This window comes from Bacillus sp. sid0103 (assembly GCF_019219025.1).
The window spans coordinates 33330-50578 of sequence record NZ_JAHUWN010000033.1 but is presented as its reverse complement, the minus strand read 5'-3'; the positions used below and the strand labels follow the sequence as shown (position 1 = coordinate 50578).

Below are 17249 nucleotides of genomic sequence, written 5' to 3'. Positions count from 1 at the left end.
TTTACTCACCTCTTATTTAGGGTCTTCAACTTTTACAATTTTCCAAACATCTTCCTGCTTTTCTAGGGTGATTAATTTATGATCTATCTCGTAACGTTCCATATCAAAAATGAACTTTTTTTCAGTTTGATTTAAACTGACACTTTTAATTTTTGCACCTTGACTAAATAGTAAGTTGGATTTAGTTTCCCCGTTCGGTAGGTCTTCTGCTTTGTTGACAGTTAATATATATAATAGTAGTTTTTGATCTTCTTCGCTTAGATCCTTAGAGATTGCCTTAGCATTTTTTTCTTTAATTTTCTCCCATGCAATTTGATTTGCTTCATCACGTGTTTTTGCTTCAGCTAACTTTTCTTCATCATTAAAGGAAGTTAAAACTCTATTCATTACCTTTGTAGCTTTTTCTTGCTCAACCTTAGGATCAAATTGATTTCCTCTGCCATTACAAGCAGTAAGAAGTGTACATACCATTAATACAAATATAAGCATTGCTGTTTTTTTCAATTTAATTGCTCCCCTCTTTTGATGGATTTACACTGTGAGTTGAATGCATTTGAGAAAAAAAGCTCATTGCAAGTTCTTCTTGCAATTCAGCCTCTTTTTTTGCTTTCTTTACCTGGTTTTCATGCAATTCAACCTCAGCCTTTTGTAACTCAACTTTCCGATCATTCGAATATATGTACTTTTCGAATTCTTCTTTTTTATCTTCAAACCAGTCTAACACCTCTTGTGAAGGGTTATTTTGATAGTCTAGTTGACTAGCATAAAATGATTTCGTAACATTTGGAAACAAGCGATATTGATAAGCTTTTTTCGCCTTTATTGGGTGTTTTCCAGTAATGATAATAATACAATCATCTTTATGCATGGTTAGAATCTCATCTTCATTCATTAGGTTCCGTGCTGCATACGAATAACTAGTTGAAGAAGAGGTACTAGATGATTTTCCTTTTGATTCTGAGGATGAACCTGTTTCTACTTTCGCGGTTGTTTTCCCCATTAACTGCGAAAAGTATTTTGCGGTTGTTTCGTTTACATTTCCTAAACAGATTTTCATTCCACAGTTACCTAAAATGGACTCAGCTTGTTCCCTGCCATACTTTTCTTGCAATTGAGTGATGTTTTGAACAATCGTAAGAACCCCAATTCCATACCCCCGGCAGGTTGCTAAGAACCTTTCATAGTCCGGAAACTTCCCTAAGTTCGGGAATTCGTCTAAGATAAAAACCACAGGATGAGGGAGTTTTGCCCTGTTTTTAGCACCTACTTTATACAACTCCTGAAACATTTGATTAAAAAACAAATTAATTAGACCTTCCCATGTAGAATCCATTACAGGAATAATGACATATAAAGCTATTTTCCTTTTTCCCACATCTCCTAAGAAGAAATCTGAGAAACTCGTAAACCGTGAAACCGAACCGGAAGTAAAGTCTCCAATTGTTGTCAGCAAAGAAATGATAATGTTTGCCCGCGTTTTTTCTTGGGACTTTTTAAATCCTAACTCATATGCTCTTCTTGCTGGGTGCGCTTTATCTAGTCTTAAAAATTGTTCATCTAATTCACTGGCACCATCATTGCTTTCCTCTGGATCAAATTCTTGTAAAAAATCCAAGACACCTTTCATGTTCCGTTGATTGGGCGGCAACTCGTGAACGGCATACAGGATTAATGCTTTTAACAAGCTAAATTGAGCATTGTACCAAAAATCTTTTCGTTTTGGATCATTTTTAGAAGCAACAATCGAATTGGCTACCGTGGATGCTTGGATTTCCTCCCTGACATAATCAAAAGGATTATAGCGATCTGAGTACTCCATTTCTGAAAAATTCACCACATGTACTTCATAGCCTTGCCTTCGTTTAACCTCAGAAGTCATTTCATAGACCTCACCTTTGGGATCTGTAACGACTAAAGAACATTCCTTTTCGTGTAACACATTGGTTACGACATATCCTTGTGTTTTGGAGGATCCTGGACCGCCGGTTACAAAGTGATTTCTGTTTGGAAGGTTTGAATTCGTTGGCTGAACAATAACAGAATGATTCAAGATACCCGCTATGATACCGTTATTATTCATGTAATCTACAGCCATATCACTTCACTCCTTTCTTATCTAGCATACTAGCTTCAAGATCCTTCATAAGTTGTTTATCCGGAACCCCAACTGTCTCGCCATGTTTAAATATTTCATGCTTGTGAGCGAATCGGCTTGATCCATGAACACCGTATTTGTCTGCTAACTGATATTTACCTTTGGCACCTTTCATAAAAAAAGCAGCATAGAAAGATAATAGGACCACTGCCACACTCCCTAAGAAGAAAAGCGGATTCTTCTCTTCAATCATAAGAGTAGAACTCTCAATCGGATGCAGCAGGTTTTCTGTTATGAAACCCATATAGGGGGCACCAGATATATTTTCCTTGTGTGCTGCAACAAATGGGAGAATTCCAGCTATATTGATTACGACCAGTTCAAGAAGGGCCAATAAAAAGATCGTTAACAATAGTCGAATACCAAACATTTTCATGGGTTTCTCTCCTTTTGGATTACCGTTTATCTCTTCTTAGTTAGTTCTCTTCAAAGGGTTCGAAAGATCCCATTAATTCTAATTTATCAAGTAACCATTTATCCCCATTTTGAACAAGTGTAACTTCATAGATTTGATTTTTTCTTGGGAACTCGCTGCCACCCACCGAGTATTGTGTTTCCATGTTTACAAGAGCTTTTGCTTGGTCTTTTTCTACAGCACTTAGATATACATTTAAAGCCTTCACTTTATTACTAAATTCAATTTGTGTACTACCCATTTCTCCTGAAGCCTTAAGTTTTGAAATGACTGACTCTGCTAATTTGTTGTGTACCTGATCAAAACGTGCGGCATACGTTTTGTTATCGTAATTAAATAGTTCTTTAAAGGTTTCATCTACAAAACGTTTAACCTCTTCACTATGTTCAATTTCATAGTAAGATTCATTCTGTTGAAAGGCGGTAAGGGCTTTTTCCTTTTTATGTGATTCGTTTTTTAACTGAACCATCTGCTTTTTAGATTCTTGGGTTTTTTCTTCTGCTTGGGAGACCGTTGCTCTTTGACCAACGTACATTAAACCCAAAATTACATTTGCCAGAATAGATATCCCTAAAAAGACACCCAATACTTTATTCAAGGTGCTTCCCTCCTAATCTGCTACTCTACCAAAACCAACCAGATGGGATTTCCAATAAGGAGAAGCGATATCATGAATTCCAATGCCTGAACCATTTGAATCAAACATTTTCCCGTTCCCCATGTAAATGCCAACGTGCGTGATATATTTGTCTGTCTCATATGTACCCGTATAAAAAACAAAGTCACCTGACTTTGCTTCTGCTGGTGGAATCTTAGAAGAAACATCATACTGTTCTTGAGCAGTTCGTGGTAGCTTTATACCAGCCTTCGCAAATGTCCATTGTGTAAAGCCAGAACAGTCAAATCCTGTACCAGGGCTTGCACCGGCCCACATATAAGGCCAGCCTACGTATTTTTGTGCTTCTGAAATAATCGCTTTAAATGCATGCTCCCCCATCGGAGAAACATTCCTCCCCCCCACAGCAATATCTAGAGGCATGAGGTTTTTCATTACTTTTTGTACATACGTATAGTCACCGTAACAGTAAGGTGCCCTCCAGTCGGAACAAACCCAATCTTGTTTAGATGCTTCATTCAAAGAAAATTTTTGAGCTAAATCCACTGAATGTTTTCCACCCTTTGAAGCAACAAAGTTTATGTATCCAGTACCGAAATTGTAAGATTGAACGATCGTAGCAAAATCAACTCCAGCTTTTTGCCCTAGTTCTAACACGGATTCAAAATGTTGAACACCTAAATTGACGGACATCACGGGATCTTGTATAGAGTTGGGTGGCAGCCCTGCAGATTCGGAACTTTGCATAATATCTAACGTTTGAGAATTCCCTAATTCTTGATACATAAGAGCTAGAAGGAAATCTGTGTATTCTGGTATTCCATATTTGGTCGTATATTCACTAACTAATCCTCTCCATTGCGCAATATTTGGTGGGACATCAGCTGCGCCAAATAGTGAATTAATGTTCTCAATCGGCTGTTGTTCAGAGGTATTCATTCCAAGCAGCAAACCGGCCATTAATATGAAAGCGAATACGACCCCTATCGTAATTTCTTTCCAGTTCCTAACAACAAAAACGGTCCCCTTAACAGCGGCTAATGCGGCCAATTATTTCACCACAATTCTTTGTTAATTTTCTCTATCTCAGCTATCGCGTTTTCAAGTTCCTTGTTTTTGAAATCAAGCTCTTTTTGTTTGTCTTCTGGTTTTACGTTTTCGTTAATCTCTTTTATTTGTTGTTCTAACGTAGCAACTTGATTTTCCAATTCTTTTTTTCTAATAGTGATCTCTAACTCTTTGCTTTTCAGCTTTTCATTTAAACTTTTAGCATCTTCAAGATCTCCATGTTCTGTAAAGGCTTTGCCCATACGAAGCTGTTGGTCTTTATCTTTTGCAAATGCTTGCATCGATAACAAAGTGCTATAATCATATCTTAGTATTTTCTTTTCGATCTCCAAATAATCACTTTCAGCTTTTAACCCTAGTATTTCATCCTTTTTATTCGCTTTATATAAGGCCTCCACAGTGGGTTTAATTAAACGTTTATCGGTATCAATTGCCTTTTGATACTCACCCTTTTCAAGGTACACCTTCGCAATCTCCTTATTACTGCCATTATTTTTTTTCAAAAAGGAAATGGCTTCATTGAATTTTTCTTCACTTAGCATTTTATAAAACTTTGATTCTTGTTCCGCCTTTTTAAGTTCCATTGCATGGACCGATTGAATTTTATTTACTGCTGATTGGTTAAGAAAAAGAGCTAAAACAAAGGCAGAAGCACAAATCCCAATCGATATACCCGCCATGATGCTCTTTTGCTTCTTGGTTTTTTGTTGTTCCGTTTCCAATCCGATGAAATGATTGGCTTCTTCCTTCTGCAGTCTCTTGGAAATCAATTCTTTCAAATCCTCAATAGATTCAGCATTGTCAATTCTAAATAGAAATTCATCTTTTTCCTTTTTTAAGAGATTACCTTTTTCTCGTTTATATTTTTCAAAGGTGAAACGTGAAAACATAGAGATAATTAAAATTTTGTACTGTTCCAGCTTTTCTATATGGTCATCATAGGGTAACCATTGATTGCTTCTATATAGGAACTTTAGTGTTTTCATATCTTTAAAGAAAATGTTTCTGGGATGAATCAATACTATCTCTTTTCCTTTATTTAACGGATCCATCTCTAACAACTCGTTTACTAAGGCCAGACGCAGTACATGTGAATATTCTTTTGCTGTAATGAGTGATTGGTAATCTTCCTCCATCACATAGTCGAGAATAAATCGATCGTTTTCTTTTTTTATATCACGTAGAGTAAAGAAATAAGGTGAATCTTCTTGAAGATCTTTTAAATCTTCTGATCTTTCGGCCAACACCTTATTTGCAGGTATTTCCAAACGATAGTGGTTATTTTGATGAATAAATAACGTTCCGAATTCGAATAATTGGATTTTCACCATTATGTCCTTCCTTTACAGAACAAAATTTCGTACTTCCTCTTTTTCAATCGGAGTCATTTCGTTCCTAGCTTCATAGTCTGGGATTTCGTCAGGATCCAACCCATACTTTTCAAAATATCGTTTTTTATTCCAAAGACGAAGTTCTTCTTGTGTAAGCTCCACTCTGATAAAAGCACGTTGAGATCCATATGTAATTAACGCTTCTCCTTGTCGTTTTGCACGTAATAAGGAAATCTCTTCATCAGAAAAGGATAGATTAATCTTTTTCACTACATCGTCTACCCCTTTATTGTCTAGACCAAAAAATACTTTTGTATGGCTGTTTTCAATCATGGCTGCCCCTAGGTTATCAGTGGTATCTAGAACATCAATAATTTGTTGTGTACCTGCAATCGCTCCAGCATTGTATTTCCTAAATCGTTTATACGCTTGATAGAAAAATCTCATAGAATCAGGATTTTTTGATAAGAAGTGAAATTCATCAATAAACAGATAAATTAACTCATCTTTTGTTTTTGTTACTTCGTCCCAGAGAAAGCCGAAAATGTTAAAGTAACAGGCAGCCTGTACATCTACTTCATTTTGAAGTGATTTTAAATTAAAGGAGAATAAGGAATTATTGATATTCACATTCGTGTGACCATTAAATAATGAGTTTGAACCATGAACATAACTTTCTAATATAAAATAAAAATCTTGGATTTTTTCATACCGTTCGATATCATTTTCCCTTAGTTCCCCTAAGTCATTGTAAAAATCTTGAAGAATAGGATAGTCAGTGGCTTTCAGATTTTTAAAATCAATCTCTTCATTGATTGAAAAGCGATTATAAAGATGGGTTAGTGTCTTGTCTAAAATACTAGATTCAACCTGTGTTAAATCGGCTTTTAACACTTTAAAAAACGCTTTAAGACGTTGAACCTTCTGTTTCACAAGGTCTCTGACGAATTCTGCATCCGTATTAAAATCTTCGGTGTCTGTAATTTCTGTTGAAAATATCTCCAAAGGATTGATCTTTGTAGCACTATTACTGCTTAGGTGGACTACTTCTCCACCAAGACTTTTCACGATATGGGAATACTCACTTTCCGGATCAATAATATACACTTTAATCCCCATTGCAAAGCACCGAAGAATCTTCTGAACCATAAATGTCGATTTACCAACGCCGGACGTTCCGATAACGACCATGTTTTGGTTTAATGTACGCTGCGTATCTAAATAATCAATCGCTACTAAGGAATTGGTTGTCTTATTAATCCCCTCCACCTGAGCCATTGGGGAAAGGTAACAAATTTCCGAATCATCAAAAGGAAAAAAAGAAGAGGCTGTTTCACTGTTGCACATCTGATAGGTATAATCTTTTAATTGATTATCTCCTAAGGGTAAAGCTGACCAGAAAGCCATTGGCGCAGCATAATGAGGGTTTAAAGCTTTCATTCTTAATTTTGTACAAATCCTCTGGACATTGTCCTCTAAGGTCTTCAAATCTTCTAGGTTTATCGCTTGAATGAAAATGTACGTGTAAAGATACATAAAGTTGGAACGGTTGGTTAACACCTGATTGAGTTGGTATCTGGCACTATCAAGTTCTGATTGTAACCTGATACGCGTAGCTGGATCTCTTGTTTTTAATAGTTCAGCATCCTTATTTTTAATAGAGTCATTGTAATAACTAATCATCCCCTCAGAGTTAGCAGGCTCTAAATATTGGACAAATGAAATGTTACCCTTCAAGCGTTTCAAGTCTGATAGCCAGTTGCCTTTTTGCTCTTTGGGATAAGAAACAACGGCCAGCACTTTAATGAAGTTCCCTCCACTTTCTATGAAACTCTTATTTTCCTTCCAAACAAAAGGATAGATAGAATTAAGTTCCTCGGTCTCTAAAACCCCGTTCAGAAGGTCTGGAGATTGTTGCATCTGTTCTTCTTGTTTATTTTCACGATTTCGTGATGGAAAAATTGTTGCTAAAGAAAATGGCATGATTTTCTCCTTCCAGGGTGGCTAAACGTAAAGTTTCGACATTTCAAAATCAAAGTAACGGTAAAGCAGAGTTAACGTATCTTTCTCTGATAATTTTCTAATTGCTATATCGTAGGTCTCAAAAGTAGATTGTAAAGAGTTTGATATTTCCTCCGCCTTTTTTGTTAAAATGCTCTCCGTACGTTCTAAATCCTGAAAAGTACGTTTATTCATTTTCTCCCTTATAACAATAAAGTGTTGTTTCGTGGACATTTCGTCTTTAACCCTGATACCTTGGAAGTGATCTATATATGAGGCGATTAATTTTCGCTTATATTCATTTCCGGCATTCTCTTTATTTTCAAGTTCTTGAAGATATCGTTTTTTCCAACCTAAGTTGTACGATCTTAAATCCACAGGTACAGTCGTTGAGACGGTTTGTATTTGATCGTGGACTTGGCTCATTAAAAATGATCCATAGTCTTCAAATAAGCGATTCTGTTCATACTCAGCTAATAAATCCATATTGATTCCACTCACTTGCAGAATGGAAGTTAAGTATCCATTTTTCAAAAGTATATAATCCTTATATATACCTTCTATCACGCTTAGATCTTGAATCGTTCTTTGTCCCTTATTTACAAGGGTTTCCACTTCAAAGTCAAACTCTGTTCTATCTATTTTCATTTTATTTTTAGCCATGGAATTCATCCCTTTTATTTGGTTTCATAAAGTACAACTTCTGTCTACTGTTGTAATTAAAAATGAGTTTCAAGTAAATACTGTAGGTTATATTTGGACGAGAAGTAATTGGACGTAAAACTGCAAAAATAAAAGAGCCTAATAGCAACAATGCTACAAAGAACATTTTGACCATCATAAACCCTAATGAGTATGGTGGGATAAGAAGGATGACTGCTGACAAGAAAACTGCCGGCAAAATAAATTTAAAAAAGTTTCCAATCGATAAACCTTTCACAATGTTATATGCTCGATCAACATTATCAGGGAAAACAAATGTTTTCCCCTTTCGATAATCTTCTTTTCCAAATAATTCTTTTAGTGCTGCTTTCACATCTTCTTTTGTAGTCATAAAAACCCCCTCTATTTAAGCGAATAACCCATATACCCAGGGAACAATCCATACAAGAGCGGATGCTAACCCTACCCCTGCAAGTGCCATTCCTACCCCTCGGAACATTTCATTTTTCGTATGAGGATCGTCTACTCCAGGTAACTTTTTAATGATGATCCAGACACCTACACAGATTCCTACTATGACCACAATTCCTGTTAAGAATGCTTGGATTTGTTTTAGTCCTTCCTTCACTTTTGCCTCAATCTCGCCAGCTGCAAATGCATGCTCCGGTATGACATAGAGTCCTACCAAAAGGACAGCAAACAAAAATATTGGTTGTAACTTTTTGAGTGTTTTCACTATTGCTCTTCCCCCTTCATTATTTTTCACTTATATCCATGAATTCGATGCTTGATCCGTCTTCTTTATCTATGTATCTTTCGTTCTTTTTTTCTAATTGAATATAATTAGTCAAGTCTTCTAATTGTTTCTTTGCCTCCTCTTCTGAAAAGTAAGGTGATAGTTTTTTGACCGTACCATTTCCACTTATTTTCCCGATGTAGGAACCTTCTGTATTTGAGAACACCTCAAAATTATACTGTCTGGTTTGAAGCTCTTTATTTATCTCAATACCATAAAAGGCAAGATAACCTTCTCCAATAGAACAACTATCCATAATAAGTTCATCAAATGCGGCTTTCATTCTTGGATTACTCCCTATTCTTTCTATCCATTTTTCAGAAAGATCGGGTAACCTGATGTCTCTTTCTTTTTCATTCTCTTCAAAGGTGATCTTTACCCCTCTTTTATCTTTGCAAATACTATTTATCGTGACCGTCTTCCCGAAAAGGTCCAAAGGAATATGATATTCATCTAATGTTCGACGTAAAGCTTGTTTCTTTAATTTCGGATCGTTCATTAGTTCGTCCTTTACAACAAAGATTCGGGCTTGTTCAATATTTTCATAGAATGATTGGGGTTTAAAAGGTTTTATTATATTTAGTCGAAATTGCTTATTATTTTTTAGAGAGAAGGCCTTTCCATCTTTTGAAAGGAAGATTGCATGACCTCGGAATTTTTCGAATTCAGATGTTCCGAACGTATTCCTAAGCACTTCCTCTTTAGAGTGAAAAACTGAAGTCACTTTGTGTGGTTCTTTAGATTCCTGTTTATAAGTACCAAAAAATAGACCATCATTTTGATAGACCTGAAAAGAACTTTTATCTTTATTAACTGAGAAGACTTCTACACGATCCCCATTTACTACAAATAGATCTGGCTGACGTTCTTTTATTAACGCATAATAAAGATCGTACTCTGCCTCTTCCCTCTCTTTGTTTGAAAAATAATCCTTTTGCCGAATCTTCATTTCGCTACCAACGAACCTTCTATTATCTAATTCAATTTGCCTTTTTGTGTGTTCGATCAATTGCAAAATGTATTCGGCGATGGTGAGCAAAGAATCATTAACGGATCTTTCGATAGAATCGTTTCTCACAGGATTATCTCCTTTCTACAACTCCAAAATGATCAAAACTACACTAATGTGTGTCGTCCTTATAATCCTGAATCAAGGTACCTAGCTGCTGAACGTCAGTTGAGATAAAATATTTTTGATCCCACAGACTACCACCGTTTTTTATTTTAGCTTTCGGAAATTCCTTATACAAAAACCTAGCTGATCCACCTTTTAAAGCTTTCATGATATTGGGTATGTAATGAGTTGTTTTGCAATTGATCACTAGTTTAACGGTGTACCCCTGGATCTCCATTCCTACTATTTTAAATTCATGACGAGTTGAGACGTTTCTAAAATAGGACTTTATAAAGTCTATTTCCTCTTCTTCTAGTACTATGAAATTGTTTGTAAAAAATGCAATATGATATTGCAAACAACTCACATGATATTTGGTTGAATACATCTCATACATATGTATTTTTACTCTCATCTCCCTTTAAAGATATTGTTATATTTAACGAATATTTGTTCTATTTATACATTACCAAAAATATGTTATTTTTTGTATATTCAAATAGTACTTAATTGAAAATGAGTCTTTTGCATCGAAAATGGTAAAAAAGTCCAAATACCGCTGTTATGCATTAGCAACTTTAGTAACATGGTGTAGGGGTTATTTTTATCAATCTTTTTCTTTCGTCCTGACTTTTTTATTCGCTTTTTCTGGAATCTAACACCCCTAATTAACTTTCGTCACCTTGATGTGACTTTTTTCCAATCCTTAAGGTTGGAAATTCTTCTAGTATTTGGAGTTATAAAAATTCTGCTCAAGACTAAATAGACAAAAACTCTAACCGATTTGGTTAGGTTTTTCAATTAACCTCCCCTTCTTTTTATGATTCATAATCATCTTGTTAAAGAGGAAAAGTTCAAGTGCTTTTTATTTGTTAACACACTATGAGATCTATATTACTAAGAGCCTCCTACGAAAAAGAAACTATAAATGGTTTTAACCAATTATCTGTTTAAGCAAACAATAAAACTAAATATGATTTTAATAATAAAATACACATTAACATATATGTTGTTTTATATTATATTATTAAATATGTTTTCTATTTCTATTATGTGAACTCTGTTCTTTTCATTAAGAAACTCGACTTTTATTCATTGATCATCTATAGAAAAGAAATTTTCACTTGATACCACTATATGTATTGATAGATAAGTGTTGAAATAGGAATTTGATTTATTGATAGCAATATTGTGAAATATTACTTAACATATATAATGACATATATATTAAATGTATTATATATTGTTATTTGCATTTGCCGATAAACATTTTGTTTACTCCAATCATTTCTTAATAAAAGAAATTGAACTCCATATCTAAATATGTATTAATAACCCACAAATACCCCCCGTTATTTATTCCATTAGAAAATGCCCAAATTCCAGGACAAGCGAATGACTATAGAGCAGGTATTACAGGATTAAGTACTTCATATCAAAATTTTTCAAATACAGGAATCTTCCTTTTTAGTGAAATAGAAAAGGTTGTCTCAAAGAGTCATTCTTCAATGACCCTTTGAGACAACCTCACTTCATAACAACCTGTCGCTAGTTCAACCTCTTCCAGCCTTCCAGACCATTAGGTTGGAAATTTTTCAGAAAAGCTAATATTGGGAATCGTTAAAAATCCGTCCCTTGAATAAATAGCCAAAAACTCTAACCGAATAATTTGGATAGAGTTTTTCTATCGAACTCCCCTTCTTTACTAAAAATTATAATCATTTGTTAAAGAGGAAAAGGTCGTTAGTATTCTTTTGTTAACGCAACTATGTGGATTTATATATACTAAGATCCTCTTACGAAAAAGAAAATATAAATGGTTTTAACCAATCATCTGTATAAGGAAACAATAATACTAAAGATATTTTCAATAATTATATATAAAATAAAATATATGTTGATATATATATTAAAATTATTATTAAAATATATATTTTCAATAATATGAACTCCTTTCATTTGACAACTCTACTTTGCTACTTTATTTCTTCGATTCACTCGAAACTAAATTCTAGCTTGTTACCTCCAAATGAATTAAAAAATATGTTGAAATAGAAATTAAAATTATTATTAGCTGTAATGTTGACATCTAATTTAACATATATGTTGACACATATTTCTCTATATATTTATCTATTGTTATTTGCATTTGCTTATTAACATTTTGTTTACATTAATCATTTCTTTAAAAAAATAAGATTTTCATACTTACATTTGTATTTAATTTCAATGATGATATAATCATTGAATTTAAAGATAACCAATATGATGAAATATAATCAGACATATACATTGACATATGTTTTAATTTTTTATCAAAACATTCGGATTTTCTCAAATATAGCTGGTGTACCAATCGAGATAATCTTTCTAAGGAATTAATAATTGATAACTATAAATTTATTCATTAATAGAAATAATAATTGGTTCAACAAGTTAAAGATGTTTTATATGATAAATTGTTATGTAACATATATATCAACATATATTTCAAATTACTCAAAATATGGTAGCCATGCCTCTCAATATTCAAAAAAAAGATTCATTGTTAGGTTTTCTACAGAAATTATCTCTCAAAAGAATTAGAAATTGGTAACTATAAAGTATATTTTAATAGGAATGATGATATAGTCAATGAAATTAAAGTTGATTCATATGATAGAATAATACGCAAAATATACATCATCATATGTATTATATATATTATCAAAATATGTAATTTTCTAAATGTGATGTTAGGAATTTTCTACTCACTAAAGGATATATTGACATTTATTTAAAATGATATTCTCTATAAAAATTAGAACTGTTGCTTATTAATCGCTTAAAAAAAATTTTAAAATAGGCAATGAAATTAAAGATATTATATATAGTGCGATATTCCTTAACATATATATTGACTTATATTTTAAATATATTGATAGAATATTTTATTTTTATCCCTAATGTAGTGAAATACTTCTTAAAAGAATAATAGATATTTTATAGACTAAGATCATTTCTTTTATAAGAAATGATCTCTTTATTTATAATATAAATAGACAACAAAAATAACGATATTGTTTACAATCAAATATAATTTAATATATATTTTGACATATATTTTATAATCATTAGTAAAATACATGTTATATTTATCTAATTATTTTCCAGTGTGTTCATTTCGTTTGCTCTCCTGATTCCAACTGTTTTATTGTTTTATCAATCGAATAAAGAATTAATAGTTGTTGACTAAAAATGTGTTAATTAATAATGTTGAAGTCGTCAATAAAGTTAAAAATATATTATACGATATAATATAAAATAACATATATATTGACATTTATAGATATTTCCTATATATGAAATTTAGTCCTCTATTTAAAACCAGATTAAAGTCATTTTATTAACTGGGATGATTCCTCTAATAGCAAAATTATAACTTGCTAGTTTGACTCTATTTTGGGATGAATGTTAAAGAGGTGGCTAAAAATTAAGGTTTTTATATAAAGGGTAAATTAACATATATATTGACATATGTTTTGAAACTATTTTTAAATTATGTAATAACATAAAATATAATGTTGCTAATAGCATCTTTATATATTGATAGGATAATGCTAAAATAGTTTATAAAGATTTTACATAAAAATATTTACATTGATAGAGGTGAAAGTGTTGACAGCAAAAATTATAACGTTTGGGATCAGTAAAGGCGGCTGCTCTAAATCAACTAGCAGTGGAATCACTTCTTTTCTATTAAGTGAAAACGAAAGAGTATTGGCTATTGACATGGACGGGCAAGGTAATTTAACCAGTTTCTTAACTGGTGAATATGACATTTGTAATGTGTTTGAGGAAAAAACCGTTCTCGAGGCAATTTTGGAGGGGGATGCAAGATCTTATATCATCAAAATCAAAGAAAATCTTGATTTAATTCCCGCAAATGACTTTCTTGCAACTTTACCTAGAAAAATGTTTGAAAAGCAGCTTAAATTAGATGCTTTGCAGAATGCTTTAGAACCAATAATGGAAGATTATGATTGGATCGTAATAGATACACCTCCTGCACTATCAGAGCAAACTGTAATGCCTCTTAGTACATATTCAGAAGCTGGAAGTTTTGCTGTAGTTATGTTTGACGGTTCATTGTTTGCTTATTATGCCATTCCTAAGTTTCTAGAGATTATCGAGGGTGCAAAAGAGCGCTTTAATCCTTCTTTAAAAACTGCCGGAATCCTATTCTCTTTAATAGATGCAAGAGCCAAAGAAAACGAAGTAATGGTAGAAGCAGTTGAGGAGGATTATCCTAAATTAAAATTCAATACCATCATAAAAAGGAAAGCTTCTACTAGGCGTTTAGCGATAGAAGGTTTTGAAGGAAATGCTGAATTAAAAAATGCGATAGAATATTACATTCCCTTTATTAAGGAGTTGAAGGAACGTGTCAACCAAAAACAACCTCAAGGATCGAATTAAAAAACCTAATGCGACTCAAGCATTCTTTAATTCATATGATAATAATGAAAATGATACAAACAATATAGATGTCATTAAAAACGATGATAAAGTTAATGATGTTGATAATAAAAAGGTTGAACATAACAATCATGCTAAAAATGTTGTTGACAATGTAAATAAGAACGAAGATAAAACATATGTTAATAACGACAACAATAACAATAATATTGTTATTGTTGATGATGAAGACGATGACTATTTTCGTGAATTAGCTACAGGAAAAAAACCCACAAAGAAAAAAACCAAGAAAGTTTTTACCTCTTTTTATATGGATCCTGACTTAGCTGTGGAAGTGGACAAAATTGCTTCCAGGGGAGAAAAAGGGGATAAATCCAAACTAATTAACATGGGAATAAGAAAATTGTTAGAAGACTACGGAGTTATTGAAAAAAAATAACTTTTGATTCACCTTTATGTTGTATTTGACCTAACACAGGTTTAAAAAAGTAAGCCGTTTCCCGGAAACTATTTCTCTTATGGTTAAATTTTCACATTGAAAGCAATAAAAAGCTAGAGCTATTCACAAAAATGAATAGCTCTAGCTTTTTTTACTCTAAAAATCGATGACTAGTATTTGTAATCACTCCCTTATTCCTCCTATTAATTAAAAATAACTGGTACCATAAAATGATCCAGTAGTTTCAATTAGTAGAAATGTTGTCTCTTCCTCAATTCTTCAAAAAGGAACATTGTAGTACCAAACATTATGCTTAGAAGCAATCGTGCTTGTTTAAAAAATACAAGCTGCGAAAGTACATACGTTAGATTTAAAAGCATTGTATAATCATATATAATATCAACACAACATTAATAATAACAATAATATATATGTTATCTATAACATAATCATATATATTAAAATTATCAAATAAGACAATAACATTAAATTTGTTGTTTTATTATCAATGAAGATAAGTGAATTAAAAATAACATAACAATTCAAATGGATTATAAGCACCGCTATTAAGTCAAATCAAGCGGTAGTTTTCATCCGTTACTGGAAGAATCCATAATAGGTGAATGATCATTCTGTGAAAGTGCACATTGCAAAAGAAATGAAAAGCCTGGGTTTCACCCATTACAAAATTGAAGGAAGTCGATGTTGCGGGAGTTAAAAGTTTCTTGCTGGCGTGAAGAGAGAAAACCGTCCAAACTACGGAGGTATTTTTATTACAATGTTTTTACTTATAGGGATTTCTCTTTCCAGCTGTCTATAATAGAGAAAAATTACTTGCCACTATATTTTTTATCACTGGAGGCAGTATCCTTAGTATCATGCGGGTGCTTTTCTTTTTGTTGTTCTTCGTTTAGGTCTTCCATAGAAAAAGGATCCTCATTTACCTCACCAAACAAACTTTCATTGTATGTTTTATATTGTTCAGGTTGAACCATTCTATTTGTTTTATTGATTTGCTACTATACATTAACATTGTTAAATAAAACAAAATTAATAATAACAACAACATATATATTGCCATTAACAATAAAATGTTTATCGTTAATGATAATAAAATATATGTTGTTAGTTACAATAATAATAATTTATTAAGTATCTTTATTCTAAGGAATCTCCGTACGGCTATGAAAATATTAAAAACAGTACAATTTTAAAAAAAATTTATTAATTTGTATGTATAAAAGTTTAATAGATTGGGAAACATAAAGATAAGAAAGATATAAAAGGGGGTAAAAATATTGTATTTAGAACATAAACCTGTACTATCTAAATTTATTAAATGAAGATCGATTTGAGCTAATCCAATACCGTACTTATTTATTTAACCAATATAACAATCATCAAGTGAAAGGTTGAAAATCATTCGGATAACAAAACAACTATAAGAGGGAAGCCTATAAAAGTAAATAAGGTAATTGTAAGCAGCTAACTTATTCCATGTGAATAATTCAGTTGCTTTTTTGCTCGATCAAAGAACATCCTGACCGTTATTACCTTGAATGGAAGAAGATATATATATATATTTAATATATATGTTGAATTATATATTAAAGTTATTATCGTAAATTATTCAGTATTTTATTGCTCTTAGATATTTCTAATCATATAACGCCCCATTTTATTTCGATAATCATCTCCAAAGAATGTCATATTTCTCAATGTTTAATAAATATGGGTTTAAATATGGATCCAACTTCCGGAAAGTGTCCTACGAAGAAAAAAGCACGAAGGTTTTTAACTCATTTTTAATTGAGTCCAGACTTATCATGGGAGCTGATAAAATTACGACAAGGGGAAAATTTAAACTATTTACAAGAGAATAAGGATATTATTAGAAGATTACAGAGGTATTTAGGAAAATAACTTCCTACCGTTTACATACAGGTATGATTTATTAACTTAGATTATCTCTTAAAAACATTTAGAAAATAATCAATGATGTTTAAGTTGTGTTATATGTTAAAATATTAAATAACATATATTTTAACATATATTTATTAATCATCTTTAAAATATATTATTTTCTTCCACGAGCGATGCTACGGAAGTAATATTTGTTCAAATGGTACGGTGTTCCCCGCAATTCCTAAATTATTCTTTATTCTCTCATTGAACTCATTTTTATCATTACTG

Annotated in this window: 15 protein-coding genes; 2 read left to right on the top strand and 13 right to left on the bottom strand. The window is 32.3% G+C overall.

Translation table 11 applies throughout. The features are described from left to right. Positions 1-12 precede the first annotated feature (12 nt). The 12 genes from KW850_RS27185 to tnpA are packed head-to-tail and all read right to left on the bottom strand — an operon-like array spanning position 13 to position 10556. Positions 13-504 carry a hypothetical protein gene (locus KW850_RS27185; protein WP_218350853.1) on the bottom strand — a complete coding sequence of 164 codons (492 nt, stop codon included), beginning with the start codon at positions 502-504 and terminating at the stop codon, positions 13-15. 1 nt (position 505) lies between these two features. Further along, a complete protein-coding gene (locus tag KW850_RS27180; RefSeq protein ID WP_218350852.1) occupies positions 506-2095 on the bottom strand; it encodes a VirD4-like conjugal transfer protein, CD1115 family in 1590 nt (529 codons plus the stop codon). Between the two features lies 1 nt (position 2096). Beyond that, entirely contained in the window at positions 2097-2531 is a 435-nt protein-coding gene (locus tag KW850_RS27175) for a hypothetical protein (protein ID WP_218350851.1), read from the bottom strand. Between the two features lie 40 nt (positions 2532-2571). Further along, complete coding sequence (locus KW850_RS27170; RefSeq protein WP_218350850.1) at positions 2572-3168, bottom strand: hypothetical protein; 597 nt, start codon at positions 3166-3168, stop codon at positions 2572-2574. 12 nt (positions 3169-3180) lie between these two features. Further along, a complete protein-coding gene (locus tag KW850_RS27165; RefSeq protein ID WP_218350849.1) occupies positions 3181-4236 on the bottom strand; it encodes a bifunctional lytic transglycosylase/C40 family peptidase in 1056 nt (351 codons plus the stop codon). 5 nt (positions 4237-4241) lie between these two features. After that, on the bottom strand, positions 4242-5585 hold the full coding sequence (locus KW850_RS27160) for a type VII secretion protein EssB/YukC (protein ID WP_218350848.1): 1344 nt from the start codon (positions 5583-5585) through the stop codon (positions 4242-4244). 12 nt (positions 5586-5597) lie between these two features. After that, positions 5598-7568 (bottom strand): VirB4 family type IV secretion system protein, encoded by a 1971-nt coding sequence (locus KW850_RS27155; RefSeq protein ID WP_218350847.1) that lies wholly within the window; start codon positions 7566-7568, stop codon positions 5598-5600. Between the two features lie 21 nt (positions 7569-7589). Further along, complete coding sequence (trsD, locus tag KW850_RS27150) at positions 7590-8249, bottom strand: TrsD/TraD family conjugative transfer protein (protein ID WP_218350846.1); 660 nt, start codon at positions 8247-8249, stop codon at positions 7590-7592. Then, complete coding sequence (locus tag KW850_RS27145; RefSeq protein WP_218350845.1) at positions 8242-8640, bottom strand: hypothetical protein; 399 nt, start codon at positions 8638-8640, stop codon at positions 8242-8244. Before KW850_RS27145 ends, trsD begins: the two co-directional genes overlap by 8 nt. A 15-nt stretch (positions 8641-8655) precedes the next feature. Beyond that, complete coding sequence (locus KW850_RS27140) at positions 8656-8985, bottom strand: CagC family type IV secretion system protein (protein WP_308128857.1); 330 nt, start codon at positions 8983-8985, stop codon at positions 8656-8658. Positions 8986-9004: 19 nt separating this feature from the next. Further along, positions 9005-10123, bottom strand: coding sequence for a hypothetical protein (locus KW850_RS27135; protein WP_218350844.1), 1119 nt, complete (start codon positions 10121-10123; stop codon positions 9005-9007). Positions 10124-10166: 43 nt separating this feature from the next. Next, entirely contained in the window at positions 10167-10556 is a 390-nt protein-coding gene (gene tnpA, locus KW850_RS27130; protein WP_218350843.1) for an IS200/IS605 family transposase, read from the bottom strand. Between the two features lie 3260 nt (positions 10557-13816). On the opposite strand from tnpA, the gene KW850_RS27125 reads away from it, so the two are divergent. Both KW850_RS27125 and KW850_RS27120 read left to right on the top strand, forming a co-directional pair. Beyond that, positions 13817-14617: a ParA family protein gene (locus KW850_RS27125; RefSeq protein WP_218350842.1), complete on the top strand. Its 801-nt coding sequence runs from the start codon at positions 13817-13819 to the stop codon at positions 14615-14617. Then, entirely contained in the window at positions 14583-15056 is a 474-nt protein-coding gene (locus KW850_RS27120; RefSeq protein ID WP_218350841.1) for a ribbon-helix-helix domain-containing protein, read from the top strand. The genes KW850_RS27125 and KW850_RS27120 overlap by 35 nt, the downstream gene beginning before the upstream one ends. A gap of 830 nt (positions 15057-15886) precedes the next feature. On the opposite strand, the gene KW850_RS27115 is transcribed toward KW850_RS27120, so the two are convergent. After that, positions 15887-16051: a hypothetical protein gene (locus KW850_RS27115; RefSeq protein WP_218350840.1), complete on the bottom strand. Its 165-nt coding sequence runs from the start codon at positions 16049-16051 to the stop codon at positions 15887-15889. Between the last annotated feature and the right edge of the window lie 1198 nt (positions 16052-17249).

Bases quoted from the DNA above. Each gene is read 5' to 3' on its own strand.
- KW850_RS27180 (WP_218350852.1), bottom strand. From the start codon at position 2,095: ATGGCTGTAGATTACATGAATAATAACGGTATCATAGCGGGTATCTTG.
- KW850_RS27175 (WP_218350851.1), bottom strand. From the start codon at position 2,531: ATGAAAATGTTTGGTATTCGACTATTGTTAACGATCTTTTTATTGGCC.
- KW850_RS27160 (WP_218350848.1), bottom strand. From the start codon at position 5,585: ATGGTGAAAATCCAATTATTCGAATTCGGAACGTTATTTATTCATCAA.
- KW850_RS27155 (WP_218350847.1), bottom strand. From the start codon at position 7,568: ATGCCATTTTCTTTAGCAACAATTTTTCCATCACGAAATCGTGAAAAT.
- trsD (WP_218350846.1), bottom strand. From the start codon at position 8,249: ATGGCTAAAAATAAAATGAAAATAGATAGAACAGAGTTTGACTTTGAA.
- KW850_RS27145 (WP_218350845.1), bottom strand. From the start codon at position 8,640: ATGACTACAAAAGAAGATGTGAAAGCAGCACTAAAAGAATTATTTGGA.
- tnpA (WP_218350843.1), bottom strand. From the start codon at position 10,556: ATGTATGAGATGTATTCAACCAAATATCATGTGAGTTGTTTGCAATAT.
- KW850_RS27115 (WP_218350840.1), bottom strand. From the start codon at position 16,051: ATGGTTCAACCTGAACAATATAAAACATACAATGAAAGTTTGTTTGGT.